This is a genomic window from Arthrobacter sp. D2-10, from assembly GCF_054161285.1.
The window spans coordinates 1,723,600-1,736,227 of the sequence record NZ_CP096431.1 but is presented as its reverse complement, the minus strand read 5'-3'; the positions used below and the strand labels follow the sequence as shown (position 1 = coordinate 1,736,227).

General features: G+C 64.0%; 9 protein-coding genes. 4 read left to right on the top strand and 5 right to left on the bottom strand.

Annotated elements, in window-relative coordinates:
• Positions 1–191: 191 nt before the first annotated feature.
• Positions 192–836, top strand: a complete 645-nt coding sequence (locus M1D74_RS08065) for an MBL fold metallo-hydrolase (protein WP_458117081.1) — start codon at positions 192–194, stop codon at positions 834–836.
• Here the strand turns inward: M1D74_RS08065 and M1D74_RS08060 are convergent.
• Positions 822–1,625: a trans-aconitate 2-methyltransferase gene (locus M1D74_RS08060; RefSeq protein ID WP_458117080.1), complete on the bottom strand. Its 804-nt coding sequence runs from the start codon at positions 1,623–1,625 to the stop codon at positions 822–824. The two genes, M1D74_RS08065 and M1D74_RS08060, sit on opposite strands and share 15 nt — an antisense overlap.
• A gap of 76 nt (positions 1,626–1,701) precedes the next feature.
• Here M1D74_RS08060 and M1D74_RS08055 point away from each other — a divergent pair, with 76 nt between their 5' ends.
• The 3 genes from M1D74_RS08055 (at position 1,702) to M1D74_RS08045 (ending at position 6,158) form a co-directional block, all read left to right on the top strand.
• Positions 1,702–4,236, top strand: a complete 2,535-nt coding sequence (locus tag M1D74_RS08055; RefSeq protein ID WP_458117079.1) for a DEAD/DEAH box helicase — start codon at positions 1,702–1,704, stop codon at positions 4,234–4,236.
• A 141-nt stretch (positions 4,237–4,377) separates the two neighbouring features.
• The gene (locus M1D74_RS08050) at positions 4,378–4,860 is read left to right on the top strand and encodes a GNAT family N-acetyltransferase (RefSeq protein ID WP_309072397.1); all 483 of its coding nucleotides are present in this window, start codon (positions 4,378–4,380) and stop codon (positions 4,858–4,860) included.
• On the top strand, positions 4,857–6,158 hold the full coding sequence (locus tag M1D74_RS08045; RefSeq protein WP_458117078.1) for an alpha/beta fold hydrolase: 1,302 nt from the start codon (positions 4,857–4,859) through the stop codon (positions 6,156–6,158). Before M1D74_RS08050 ends, M1D74_RS08045 begins: the two co-directional genes overlap by 4 nt.
• Positions 6,159–6,234: 76 nt before the next feature.
• Here M1D74_RS08045 and M1D74_RS08040 read toward each other — a convergent pair whose 3' ends face one another.
• The 4 genes from M1D74_RS08040 to coaE form a co-directional block, all read right to left on the bottom strand.
• Positions 6,235–7,269 carry a TerC family protein gene (locus tag M1D74_RS08040; RefSeq protein ID WP_309072399.1) on the bottom strand — a complete coding sequence of 345 codons (1,035 nt, stop codon included), beginning with the start codon at positions 7,267–7,269 and terminating at the stop codon, positions 6,235–6,237.
• Between the two features lie 181 nt (positions 7,270–7,450).
• Complete coding sequence (locus M1D74_RS08035; protein ID WP_458117077.1) at positions 7,451–9,217, bottom strand: hypothetical protein; 1,767 nt, start codon at positions 9,215–9,217, stop codon at positions 7,451–7,453.
• Between the two features lie 3 nt (positions 9,218–9,220).
• A complete protein-coding gene (uvrB, locus tag M1D74_RS08030) occupies positions 9,221–11,308 on the bottom strand; it encodes an excinuclease ABC subunit UvrB (protein WP_309071884.1) in 2,088 nt (695 codons plus the stop codon).
• 74 nt (positions 11,309–11,382) lie between these two features.
• Positions 11,383–12,603: a dephospho-CoA kinase gene (gene coaE / locus M1D74_RS08025; protein ID WP_458117076.1), complete on the bottom strand. Its 1,221-nt coding sequence runs from the start codon at positions 12,601–12,603 to the stop codon at positions 11,383–11,385.
• Between the last annotated feature and the right edge of the window lie 25 nt (positions 12,604–12,628).

Below are 12,628 nucleotides of genomic sequence, written 5' to 3'. Positions count from 1 at the left end.
CACCGGCGGATGGCGTCATGGCCGACTCTACGGAAGGCCCGGACAACCCCACAAGGGGTTCCTTCTTCGTCCTGGCCGGCAGGGTTGCACTTCAGCAAGAAGAACCGTATTTCGAGGACTCAGCGCAAGATGATTGAAGTGGGCAACCTAGAGACCCGACTAGGGTCCGTACGCGCTACTAGGATGAGCCAATGCTGATTCATGACCTACAGGACGTGACGATTCGACGTATCTTCGTCAGCGAGATGGACAACAACGTTTACCTCATCACGGGGAAGGCGACCGGAGCGCAAGTCCTCATCGATGCGGCTGACGACGCGCCCGCCATCCACCGTCTGATCGCCGAAGGTGCTGCCGATGCGGAAGTCCCCTCACAACTGGCCCTCGTCGTGACCACCCACTCCCATTGGGATCACGTCCGGGCGCTGAAGGACGTTGTCCGGGCAACGGGCGCGCGCACGGCCGCCGGCGTGGAGGACGTCGGCGATATCGCGGTCCCCACCGATGTACCGCTCAATCACGGCGACGTGGGTGAGTTCGACGGTTTCGAGCTCGAAGCAATCGGGCTGCGCGGACACACGCCCGGATCCGTCGCATTGGTGTACCGGGACCCCGACGGGCCCGTCCACCTTTTCACCGGCGACTCGCTGTTTCCAGGCGGTGTCGGTAACACCGGTGGTGACCCTCAGCGGTTCGAGTCCCTGTACAACGACGTAGTGGAGCGGATCTTCAACCGATTCGATGACGACACCATCGTCCATCCCGGCCACGGCAAGCCGACCACTCTCGGGGCGGAACGGCCGTCTTTGGCCGAGTGGCGTTCACGCGGCTGGTGAGCCTTCGCTCCCCTGCTTCGCACCCACGGCGAACACACGCCTGAATGCAAAGAGAGTGCCGCCGTCGGGCTCGGGCGGATACGCCTCGGTAAGCAGGTCGGCGTAGGCGCGCTCGAACTCGGCGGCCTCGTCCTCAGCGAGGGCGGCAAGAACCGGGCGCAGCCCGGTACCCCGCACCCACTGAAGGACCGGATCGGCACCCGAGAGCCGGTGCTGATAGGTCGTCTCCCACACATCTGCTTCAAGACCCGCGTCGTTGAGCAGGCGATGATATTCCTCTGGTGAGCCGACGGCGTCCTCGTGTCTGAGCACAGATCCAAGCTGCTCCCTCCAACGCACGGACTCTGCCAGTCTTCGCATCAGCGAGTGCGAGGGCGCCGAGAAGTTGCCTGGAACCTGAAACGCTATCCAGGCGTGCTCCCCAAGGTCGCGGGCCCAGCGCGCCAGCAGCTCCTGATGCCCAGGCACCCACTGCAGCACAGCATTGGATACCACGACGTCGATGCCCGGCTCCACAGCCCAGTCCCGGACGTCGGCCAGCGAGAAGAGCAGGTTCGGAGGAGCATGCTTGAGCGCACGTGCGCGGTCAATCATCTCCGGTGATGAATCCAGTCCCACGACCTCGGCATTGGGCCATCTGCGCGCAAGCACAGCAGTAAGCTCTCCGGGCCCGCAACCGAGATCAACCACCCGCCGGGGCGCGGCATGGCCGATCCGGCCCACCAGGTCGAAAAACGGTCGCGACCGGTGGTCGGAGAAGGCGGCATACTGTGAAGGGTCCCAGCGCATGAGGGCAAGCCTAGCCGTCGAGGGTTCAGGCCGACGGGCAGGGCACATCCGGCACAAGCGGATAGGCTGGAACTAAATGACTATCCAGGAACATCTCCCCCAGCCCGGCGAAGCACACGCTCCCGACGCCGACTCCGTCTACACGGCCTTCCATTCCTGGTCCGCCAGCACCGGGATCACTCTGTACCCGGCGCAGGATGAAGCCGTCCTCGAGCTTGTCTCCGGGAACAACGTCATCCTCGCGACCCCCACCGGATCAGGCAAATCACTGGTGGCCGTCGCAGCTCACTTCCATGCGATCGCGGAGGGGCGGCGAAGCTACTACACCGCCCCGATCAAGGCGCTGGTCTCGGAGAAGTTCTTCGCACTGTGCGCGATCTTCGGCGCCGAGAACGTCGGCATGGTCACGGGCGACTCCGCCGTCAACCAGGATGCCCCCATCATCTGCTGTACAGCGGAGATCCTGGCGAACATCGCACTGCGCGAGGGAAGCCGCGCCGATGTCGGCACGGTGGTCATGGATGAGTTCCACTTCTATGCTGATCCGCAGCGCGGTTGGGCCTGGCAGGTCCCCCTGCTCGAGCTGCCGCAGGCACAGTTCCTCCTGATGTCCGCAACCCTCGGCGATGTTGAGCGCTTCGAGAAGGACCTGACCGAGCGAACCTCGCGGGCCACTGTTCTGGTCAGTTCGGGTGATCGACCCATTCCGCTGAACTTCTACTATTCCGAGGAGCCCCTGCAGGAAGCCCTCGAGGAATTGCTCTCCACGCACCAGGCACCGGTCTACGTGGTGCACTTCAGCCAGGCGGACGCCATCGAACGCGCGCAGAACCTGATGAGCATCAATGTGTGCACACGTGAGGAGAAGGACAGGATCGCGGCCCTCATTGCGAACTTCCGGTTCTCCTCCGGCTTCGGCAAGACCCTGAACCGGCTGGTGCGCCACGGTATCGGTGTACATCACGCCGGGATGCTGCCCAAGTACCGGCGGCTTGTTGAGCAGCTTGCACAGGCGGGGCTGCTCAAGGTCATCTGCGGCACGGATACGCTTGGCGTGGGCATCAACGTGCCCATCCGCACCGTCATGCTCACGGCTCTCAGCAAGTACGACGGCGTTCGCACCCGCCTGCTCAACGTGCGGGAGTTCCACCAGATCGCCGGCCGCGCGGGGCGGGCGGGTTACGACACCTCCGGAACGGTGGTGGTGCAGGCGCCCGACCACGTCGTCGAGAATACGAAGGCAATGGCCAAGGCCACAGCAAAATTCGGCGATGACCAGAAGAAGCTCCGCCAGGTCGTGCGTAAAAAGCCTCCCCAGGGGTTTGTTTCCTGGGGTAAGCCCACCTATGACAGGCTCGTCGAGGGCACACCGGAGCCGCTCGGTTCCAGTTTCGCGGTGAGTCACTCGATGCTGCTGAACCTGCTCGAGCGTCCGGGGGACCCGCTGAGGGCCGTGCAGGATCTGCTGCGCGGTAATCATGAACCTCCCGCCCGCCAGTTCATGCACCTTCGCAGGGCAATCAGCATCTATCGCGAACTGGTGACAGCGGGCATCGTGGAGCGGCTCCCCGAGCCCGACGACGAGGGCAGGACCATCCGGCTCAAGGTCCACCTGCAGGCGAACTTCGCGCTCAACCAACCGCTCTCCCCCTTCGCGCTCGCCAGCCTCGAACTCCTCGACCCCGAGAGCCCGGCCTACGCCCTCGACGTCATTTCGGTCATCGAGGCCACCCTCGAGAAGCCGCGCCAGGTGCTCAGCGCGCAGGAAAAGAAGGCCCGCGGCGAGGCCGTTGCCGCAATGAAGGCCGACGGCGTTGACTACGACCAGCGGATGGCCAGGCTCGAGGAGATCTCCTATCCGCAACCGCTCGCCGAGCTGTTGTTCCAGGCCTTCGAGACCTACCGCTCGGGTGCTCCCTGGCTGGGGGACTTCGAACTCACGCCCAAGTCGGTAGTCCGCGACATGTACGAGCGGGCCATGAACTTCGGCGAGTACATCGCGTTCTACTCCCTGGCCCGTTCCGAGGGGATTCTCCTCAGGTACCTTGCCGACTGCTTCAAGGCCCTGCGTCAGACCGTCCCCCGTGACGCCCTGCGCGAAGACCTGACCGACATCATCGAGTGGCTCGGGGAGCTGATCCGCCAGGTGGACTCGAGCCTGCTCGATGAGTGGGAACAGTTGGCGGCGGGCGTGTCCGGCCAGGACACAGGGACTGTTGATCTTCCCCCGGAGCCCGATTCCGTTACCTCGAACGAGCGGGCGTTCCGGGTCATGGTGCGCAACGAGATGTTCCAGCGGGTGAAGCTGTTCGCCGCGGAGGACGAGGAAGCACTTGGCCGGCTGGATGAGGCGTCGGGCTGGAACGCAGACCGATGGGCCGAAGCAATGGACGGCTACTTCGACGCTCACGACGACATCGACGACGGTCCTGATGCCCGCGGGCCCGCCCTGCTCATCATCAAGCAGGTTCCCGGACGCTGGGAGGTGCGGCAGATCTTCAAGGACCCGGCCGGCGACCAGGACTGGGGCATTAACGCGGTCATCGACCTCGCGGCGTCAGACGAGGCGGGATTCCCGGTTCTGGCGGTCACTTCCGTGGGCGGTCCCTGAACCGCGTCTAGCGGACCCTGAACCGCGGCCACCCACACCTCGCTGGCGCTCGGCGCGGGCCCCTCGGCCAGTAGCGCCTACCGGCCTCCCACACCTCGCTGGCGCTCGGCGCGGGTCCCTCGGCCAGTAGGCTTGGGGATCATGACTCCTATCCGGGAAGCGCGTCGTGATGACGTGCCCATCATCCTGCAATTGATCCACGACCTTGCGGTCTATGAGAAGGAACCTGACGCCGTCCGCAATACGGTGCAGGGCCTTGAGGAAGCGCTGTTCGGACCACATCCCGGCATCTTTGCGCATGTGGCCGAGGACGACGACGGCGTCCAGGGTTTCGCTCTGTGGTTCCTCAACTACTCCACCTGGGAGGGCGTGCACGGCATCTACCTTGAAGATTTGTACGTACGCCCTGAAGCGCGGGGATCGGGTTACGGGAAAGCGCTGCTGCGCACACTCGCCGGAATCGCGTCCGAACGCGGTTATGCACGCGTGGAGTGGTCGGTACTGAACTGGAACGAACCTTCGATCGCCTTTTACCGCAGTCTGGGGGCGCTTCCGCAGGACGAGTGGACCACCTTCAGGCTCACCGGCGATCCGCTGACGAAGTTTGCGGGCAACGGCGCATGACCGCCCGGGCTCATGAAACGGGGTCCACCCGGGTGATGCGAGGCGTGAAGACGACGCCGCACCGTTTCGCCGTTCCACTGGACTACACCGTTCCTGAGGGTGAGCACATCGAGGTTTTCGCTCGAGAGTACAGCTCCACGGATCACGACGACGCGGCGCGGCTCCCGTGGCTGCTCTTCCTTCAGGGCGGGCCCGGCGTGCGCGGCAGCCGCACCACCCAGCTCTCCGGCTGGATGAAGGCAGCCGCCCGTGATTTCCGGATCCTGATGCTTGACCAGCGCGGTACCGGGCTCTCCACGCCCGCCGACACCGTGACGCTCCCCCTGCGCGGCACCCCGGCTGAGCAGGCGCGCTACCTTCGCCACTTCCGCGCTGACTCGATCGTTGCGGATGCCGAGTCCATCCGTAACGCCCTGGGTTCGGAACCGTGGACAGTATTCGGGCAAAGCTTCGGCGGATTCTGCACCCTGTCCTATCTTTCCTTCGCTCCGGAGGGGGTGGAACGCGCCTTGATCACAGGCGGACTGGCACCACTCGCCGGACCGCCCGAGCGTGTCTACCGATCAACTTTCAAGCGCGTAGCGAAGCGCAACGCCGAGTACTTCTCCTGGTATCCCGAGCACCGGGCACTGGCCACACGCCTGATGCGCCACCTCGACGCGGTCGAGGAGTTTCTGCCTAGCGGCGAACGGCTTACCGCGCACCGATTCCAGATGGTCGGGTCCTTCCTCGGCGGAAACGCGCGGGTGGACGCACTTCACTACCTGCTGGAGGACGCTTTCGTCCCGGCCCCCGGCGGGGAACGTCTCTCGTCCAGTTTCCTGGATCAGGTGCAGTCCGTCGTGAGCCGTCGATCGAACCCGCTGTACGCGCTCCTTCACGAGTCCATCTACTGCCAGGGTGAAGCCTCGAGGTGGGCGGCATGGCGGGTGTTGAAAGAGTTCCCCGACTTCGCGCCCGATGCAACGGATCCGCTGCTCACCGGTGAAATGATCTACCCCTGGTACTTCGATGAGGACCCCGCACTGATACCGCTTAAGGAGACAGCTGAACTCATCGCAGCGGCAGACGACTGGGGGCCGCTGTACGATCCGGTCCGGCTTGCGCGCAACGATGTGCCCGTCGCAGCTGCCGTTTACAGCGATGACATCTACGTGGACCGGGACCTGTCCCTTGAGACGGCAGCGGCGGTCCGTGGCCTCCAGGTGTGGGAAACCTCGGACTTTCATCATGACGGAATCAACGACGACGGTGACGCCATCTTCTCGCGTCTGCTCGCCATGACCCGCCGCGGCTAGGGAACCTCGGCAACGTAGAAGGCGCCGACCCTGCACTGCAGGATCGGCGCCTTATGTATCAGCTCTCAGGCGTGGTTCAGTGTTCCGGACCGCCCGTGCGGGCCTTTTCGGCGTCCGCAGCGAGTTCGGCATCGAGCTTGGCGCGCTTCCCGGCAGGGCTCAGCAGGCTCGCTACGACAGCTATCACGATGGTGGCGACGATGAAGCCCAGCGAAGCGAACGTCGGGATTACCGGGGCCCATTCAATATGCTGGCCGCCGTTGATGAACGGCAGTTCGTTCTCGTGCATGGCGTGCAGGATCAGTTTCACACCGATGAAGGCGAGGATGATCGAGAGCGCGTGCTTGAGGAACACCAGTCGGGTCATGAGACCGCCAAGGAGGAAGTACAGCTGGCGCAGGCCCATCAGCGCGAACAGGTTCGCGGTGAACACGATGAACGCACTTTCGGTCAGGCCGAAGATCGCGGGAATGGAGTCCACAGCGAACAGCAGGTCGGTGAGGCCGATCGTGACGAAGACGATGAGCATCGGTGTGAAGACCTTCTTGCCGTTGACCACGGTGCGGACCTTGCCGCCGTCGTACTTGTCGGTCATAGGCAGCACAGTGCGCAGCTTGGCAATGAGCTTGTTTTCCTTCTCCTCTTCCTCTTCACCGGAGTCTTTCGCCTGGTGGTAAGCGGTCCACAGGAGGAATGCGCCGAAGATGTAGAAGATCCAGGAGAAGTTGCTGATCAGCGCCGCACCCAAAAGGATGAAGATTCCGCGCAGTATCAGGGCGATGATAATGCCCACCATCAGCACTTCCTGCTGGTACTTCCGCGGCACGGAGAACCTGGCCATGATGATGATGAACACGAACAGGTTATCGATGCTCAGGCTGTACTCCGTCACCCAGCCGGCGACGAACTGCCCGCCGAATTCGGGGCCTGTTATAGCGAACATGAGTACGGCAAAGATCAGGGCGAGTCCCACGTAGAAGGAGACCCATAAGCCGGCTTCCTTCATCGAAGGCTCGTGGGGCCGCTTCACGACAAGCAGGAGGTCGAACAGGAGGATAATTCCCAGAACGACAAATGTGCCTATTTCAAAGGCAAGGGGCAGTTCAAGCACTAGGGACCCTTTCGAAGGTACAACGGGATTCGCAAGTCTCTCCGTCGCATTCGTTGTGCGACCGCTACGCCCGGCAGACCGTCGTCGGCCTGCGTGTTGACGTTCGTAGCGCGAAAGGATACTCCCCTACGTTCGTCCCATGGTACCCGCGGCCGGTCGGGATCGGGAAACAAGACGCAAGTCAAGTACGGAGCTGCGCCAACCCGGCGACATGTTGCACGATGTCGGGCTCGGTCCAGTAGTCGCTGTGACCTCGGACCAGGCCGTCGGGCCGCGGATCTGGAAGTTCGCTGTTTGCGATCCCCGGGATGGGGAACCCGATGGGATCTGTTGCCCGCCAGTAATTGCGCCAGCTTTGGGATCCGGCAACGGCGTCGGCCAGCAGTTCCGGCGTGAAGGTGGCCGGAAAAAACCGCGCATACACGGAGTGGACGGGTGACCCGGCCGTCACGAGGTGCGGCCGCACGCCATCAACGGAGGTGTGAGCGACAAGCCAGGCACAGAGTACCGACCCCTGGCTGTGGGCGACGAGGACAACCTGGCCCCGGGCATGCCGGTCCACCAGGTTCGAGATACCGTCAACAGCAGCGTCCCGGTACGATGAGCCGGCCAGCGGATGGTCCAGGACGGGCCAGAAGCCGGCGACGTCGGCTATCTTCCCGAGCACCTCCCGCAAGGGACGAAGCTGCCCGAGAAGGAGCACGAGCACCACCACCGCCCCCGCAGCTTGGAGCACCAGGATCGCCAATGCCAGCCAAGGACCACCGAGCCTGCCCTCGCCGAGGACGATTGCCGCCGTCATCGCCGCCAGCGCGAGTACGAGGGCGAGCGGCAGAATGCGTGGCACCAACTGCGGCGCTTGGGCGCACACAGCGTGCCACCAGCGCCCGCGTTCCGCCTTACCATGCCCGAGAGGCGGCAGACCCGGTCCGGCGCCCGAAGCCAGCACGACAGCGATGGCGACCAGCGCTGCTGCTGCGGCGATCAGCGCGAGGAACGGGAAGAGGTCAAGCCGGCTGTCGCCGGGATCGTCGGGATTGTCATAGGGAAGGAGAATGCCGGAGAGCGGCTGCGGAACCCGCACCCACCCGAAAAGCCCGGTGACGTAGCCGAGCAGGTTGTCCAAAACCATACGGACCAGCGCGGTGACGAAGTGCATCAGGGGTACTGCAACAGCCAGCAGGACACCAGCAGCAGCGAGCGGCCCCCGCACCTTCTCGCGCGCACCTGGGCTTCCCCTGCCCAGCGCGGAAAGTACGAACGCCGCCGCGAAGCCCGCGACCGTACTTGCGGCGATCCAGAGCGCCATGGCGTCCAGGCGCGGCGGACCGGTGGGAAGCGCGGCTGAGGGCCAGCCTGCGTGAATGAGTTGCGCCGGCGGGGCAAGGCTGAGCGCGATACCGCCCACAACGACAAAGGCGGCGTGCATGACGGGCACGGCACTCCCGCGGTTGTGCCCGGACTGTACCCGGACAACGGTCCGGTAGCGGAAGGCCAGCCATGCAACCAGTAGTGCCGCTGCAATCAGCGGCACGATGCGCAGAACGGAAGACGGAAGGCTCAGATACCTCAGGACCGTTTCACCCAGCACGATCAGCCAGGCAAGCTGCGACAGCGTCAGCACGACGCCGATGACGCCAACCATCGCTCGCAGGGTTGCGACGGCCGGAGCTCCTGCTCCCACGGGTTCCATGCGCCCCGCCACGTTTGCAAGGGTGAACGGGAATGCCAGGTACCAGAGGAAGCCGGTCTTCTGCCGCCGTGACCGCGACCAGTTCACAATGCGCAGCCGGTGTTCCGGCAGCGGCGGAGGTGCGGCGACCTGAACCCAGGCATTGAGTCGTTTCTCAACCGGCAACCCAAGACTGGTGTAGTACTCGTGGTCTCCGATCCCATGGACCCGGATCTCGGTGAAGGACCCGGCGCCTGCCGCAACCTCGTCGACCATCGGTCAGGCGTGCCCGGCGGACTGCATCTGCCTCAGTTCCTTCTTCAGATCGCTGACCTCGTCGCGGAGCCGGGCCGCCAGTTCGAACTGCAGCTCCTCGGCTGCGGCGTGCATCTGGTCAGTCAACTGGCTGATCAGATCGGTGAGGTTTTCTGCCGGCACCGCGGCGAGGCCATCGTGCCGGACGGTTGGGACCTTGCCCTTACCTTTGCCCTTGGACGACTTGGCCGTTTTCTCGAGCAGAGCCCGGGTATCCGCGTCCTCCTTTGCCAGGGAGTCCGTGATGTCCGCAATGCGCTTCCGCAGGGGTTGGGGATCCACGCCGTTCTTTTTGTTGAAGGCGATCTGGATGTCGCGTCGCCGGGTGGTCTCCTCGATCGCATTCGCCATGGAATCCGTGATCCGGTCGGCGTACATGTGCACCTGACCGGAAACGTTCCTGGCGGCGCGGCCGATGGTCTGGATCAGTGAGGTGGAACTGCGCAGGAAACCCTCCTTGTCCGCGTCCAGGATGCTGACCAGAGACACTTCCGGCAGATCCAGGCCCTCCCTCAGAAGGTTGATGCCCACCAGCACGTCGAACGTGCCCATCCGGAGCTCACGCAGCAACTCCACCCGGCGAAGGGTATCCACGTCCGAGTGCAGGTACTCGACCTTCACCCCGTGTTCCAGAAGGTAGCCGGTAAGGTCTTCGGCCATGCGCTTGGTCAGGGTGGTAACCAGGACCCGCTCATCGCGCTCCACCCGCACCTGAATCTCCCCGAGAAGGTCATCGATCTGGCCCTTGCTCGGCTTGACGACGATCTCCGGGTCCACCAGCCCGGTGGGTCGGATGATCTGCTGGACATAACCGTCTGACTTGCTCAGCTCGTACTTTCCGGGGGTAGCCGAGAGGTAGACGGTCTGGCCGATGCGCTCGAGGAACTCATCCCACTTCAGCGGCCTGTTGTCCATGGCGGACGGGAGGCGGAAGCCGTGGTCAACCAGGGTGCGCTTGCGGGACATGTCGCCCTCGTACATAGCGCCAATCTGCGGAATGGTCACGTGGGATTCATCCACGACAAGCAGGAAGTCGTCAGGGAAGTAATCGATGAGGCAATGCGGCGCGCTGCCTTTGGTTCGTCCGTCGATATGGCGGGAGTAGTTCTCGATGCCGTTGCAGAAACCCATCTGCTGCATCATCTCGAGGTCATAAGTGGTGCGCATGCGCAGCCGCTGTGCTTCGACCAGCTTGTTCTGTGACTCAAGTTCCTCGAGACGCTCCCGCAATTCGTCTTCAATGCGTGTGATCGCCCGGGCCATCCGCTCCGGTCCGGCCACATAGTGCGAGGCCGGGAAGACGTACATCTCCGTCTCCTCCCGCACCACTTCACCCGTGAGCGGGTGAAGCGTGTAGATGCGCTCAACCTCATCGCCGAAAAACTCTATGCGCAGCGCAAGCTCTTCATACATCGGAATGATCTCAACGGTGTCCCCGCGTACTCGGAATGTGCCGCGATGAAAATCCATGTCATTGCGGACATACTGCATCGCCACGAACTGACGCAGCAGGGCATCCCGGTTCATCTCCTGCCCCTGCCGCAGGGTGACCATCGCGGAGACGTACTCCTCGGGTGTACCGAGACCATAGATGCACGAGACAGTGGCGACCACCACGACATCGCGCCGGGTCAGCAGCGCGTTCGTAGCGGAGTGGCGCAGCCGCTCAACCTCCTCATTGATGGAGGAGTCCTTTTCGATGAAGGTGTCGGTCTGCGGGACGTATGCCTCGGGTTGGTAGTAGTCGTAGTAGGAGACGAAGTACTCGACCGCGTTGTTCGGCAGGAGCTCGCGGAATTCGTTGGCAAGCTGGGCCGCGAGGGTCTTGTTCTGGACCATGACCAGCGTTGGCCGCTGTACCTGCTCGATGAGCCATGCAGTCGTGGCGCTTTTGCCGGTACCGGTGGCGCCAAGGAGCACCACGTCCTTCTCACCGGCGTTGATTCGCTCCGCAAGTTCCTTGATGGCGGTCGGCTGGTCACCGGCAGGCTGGTACTCGCTGATCACCTCAAAAGGCGCAACAACACGGTTGATTTCCTGCGCAAGACTCATGGTTCTACGTTACCGCCCGCCGCGGACAACCACAGTCCGTGATAGGTGTTCTTTGCTGGAGGCTGAACCCCGGCTCAGCCCGCGACGGGCGGGCTCGGTGACCAGCCGACGTCGTACTTCCAGGCGGTCACACGCGGGGCCGCAAAGGTGTTGAACCACTCCTCCTTGCAGGCGGCGTAACCCGAGGTGGAGGCGTCGTTCCGATGGATGCCGGCGCACCGGTCCTTCTCTGCTGCATATGCCGCCGCCATATCAGGATTGGCCCGCAGCCAGTCCCGGAAGGCCAGGGCGTACTGCCACCCCGGGGAACCCTCGACACGGACATGCAGGTTCACCGCCCGCCCCGGATCAGCGTTGCAATGCAGCCGTTTCTGCCACAGCTCCGGGTGCGGAAGGTCTGCGGTGGGCGTATCCCGCCAGACGCCCGGTAGGCGTGGGAACCCTGCCTCTGCGAGAGGGCCGGAGAGGGCGTCGGCGTCCTCAAGGGAGGCGACCGTCAGCTGGAGGTCGATGACGTCCTTCGCCGGCAAACCCGGGACGGCGGTGGATCCGATGTGGTCGACGCGGAGCACTCGCGGATCGCGCCGCTTCAGGCGGCGGCCCAGCAGGGCGGCCTGGCGCGGCCAGTCGTCATCATGCAGGAGTACGGGTCCCCCGCGGCGTTGCGCCCGTTCCTGTTCAGTCAGGTTCCGTGCGAACGGCACAATCCGCTGTTCCCATAATTCCTCTATGGCGCTGATGAGCGCCGCCGGGGACCCGGAGTTGTCCAGTACGACGTCGGCTGCCGCATTTCTCGTGTCCGGTTCGGCCTGCGCCTCCATCCGCTTTCGTGCCTCCTGCTCCGTCATTCCGCGCTGCTCCACCATGCGGCGAAGCCGCATCTCCTGGGGCGCGTCAATCACCAGCACCAGGTGAAAGCTGTCTTCCTGCCCGGTCTCCACGAGGAGCGGGATGTCATGCACCACAACGGCGCCGCTTGACCGTGCGCGCGCGTCGGCCTCTGCCTTCGCTGCCTCCTGACGGACCCGCGGATGGATGATTGCGTTCAGCGTTGCGCGTCCGGCAGGGTCCGCGAAGATGACGGCCCCGAGCGCAGGCCGGTCCAGTGAGCCGTCCTGCCGGAGCACGCCTTGCCCAAACGCTGCAACGACCTCCCGCAGACCCTCGGTGCCGGGCTCCACTACAGCGCGGGCAAGCTGGTCGGCGTCGATGAGTACCGCTCCCAGCTCACGAAGTGTTGACGCCGCCAGCGACTTTCCCGCAGCAATCCCGCCCGTCAATCCAACCCTCAACATGACTGCAAGGCTACCTGCGGACGTC

Coding starts and splice junctions, on each gene's coding strand:
- M1D74_RS08065 (WP_458117081.1), top strand. CDS start 192: ATGCTGATTCATGACCTACAGGACGTGACGATTCGACGTATCTTCGTC.
- uvrB (WP_309071884.1), bottom strand. CDS start 11,308: ATGAGTCTTGCGCAGGAAATCAACCGTGTTGTTGCGCCTTTTGAGGTG.
- M1D74_RS08050 (WP_309072397.1), top strand. CDS start 4,378: ATGACTCCTATCCGGGAAGCGCGTCGTGATGACGTGCCCATCATCCTG.
- M1D74_RS08035 (WP_458117077.1), bottom strand. CDS start 9,217: ATGGTCGACGAGGTTGCGGCAGGCGCCGGGTCCTTCACCGAGATCCGG.
- M1D74_RS08045 (WP_458117078.1), top strand. CDS start 4,857: ATGACCGCCCGGGCTCATGAAACGGGGTCCACCCGGGTGATGCGAGGC.
- M1D74_RS08060 (WP_458117080.1), bottom strand. CDS start 1,625: ATGCGCTGGGACCCTTCACAGTATGCCGCCTTCTCCGACCACCGGTCG.
- coaE (WP_458117076.1), bottom strand. CDS start 12,603: ATGTTGAGGGTTGGATTGACGGGCGGGATTGCTGCGGGAAAGTCGCTG.
- M1D74_RS08055 (WP_458117079.1), top strand. CDS start 1,702: ATGACTATCCAGGAACATCTCCCCCAGCCCGGCGAAGCACACGCTCCC.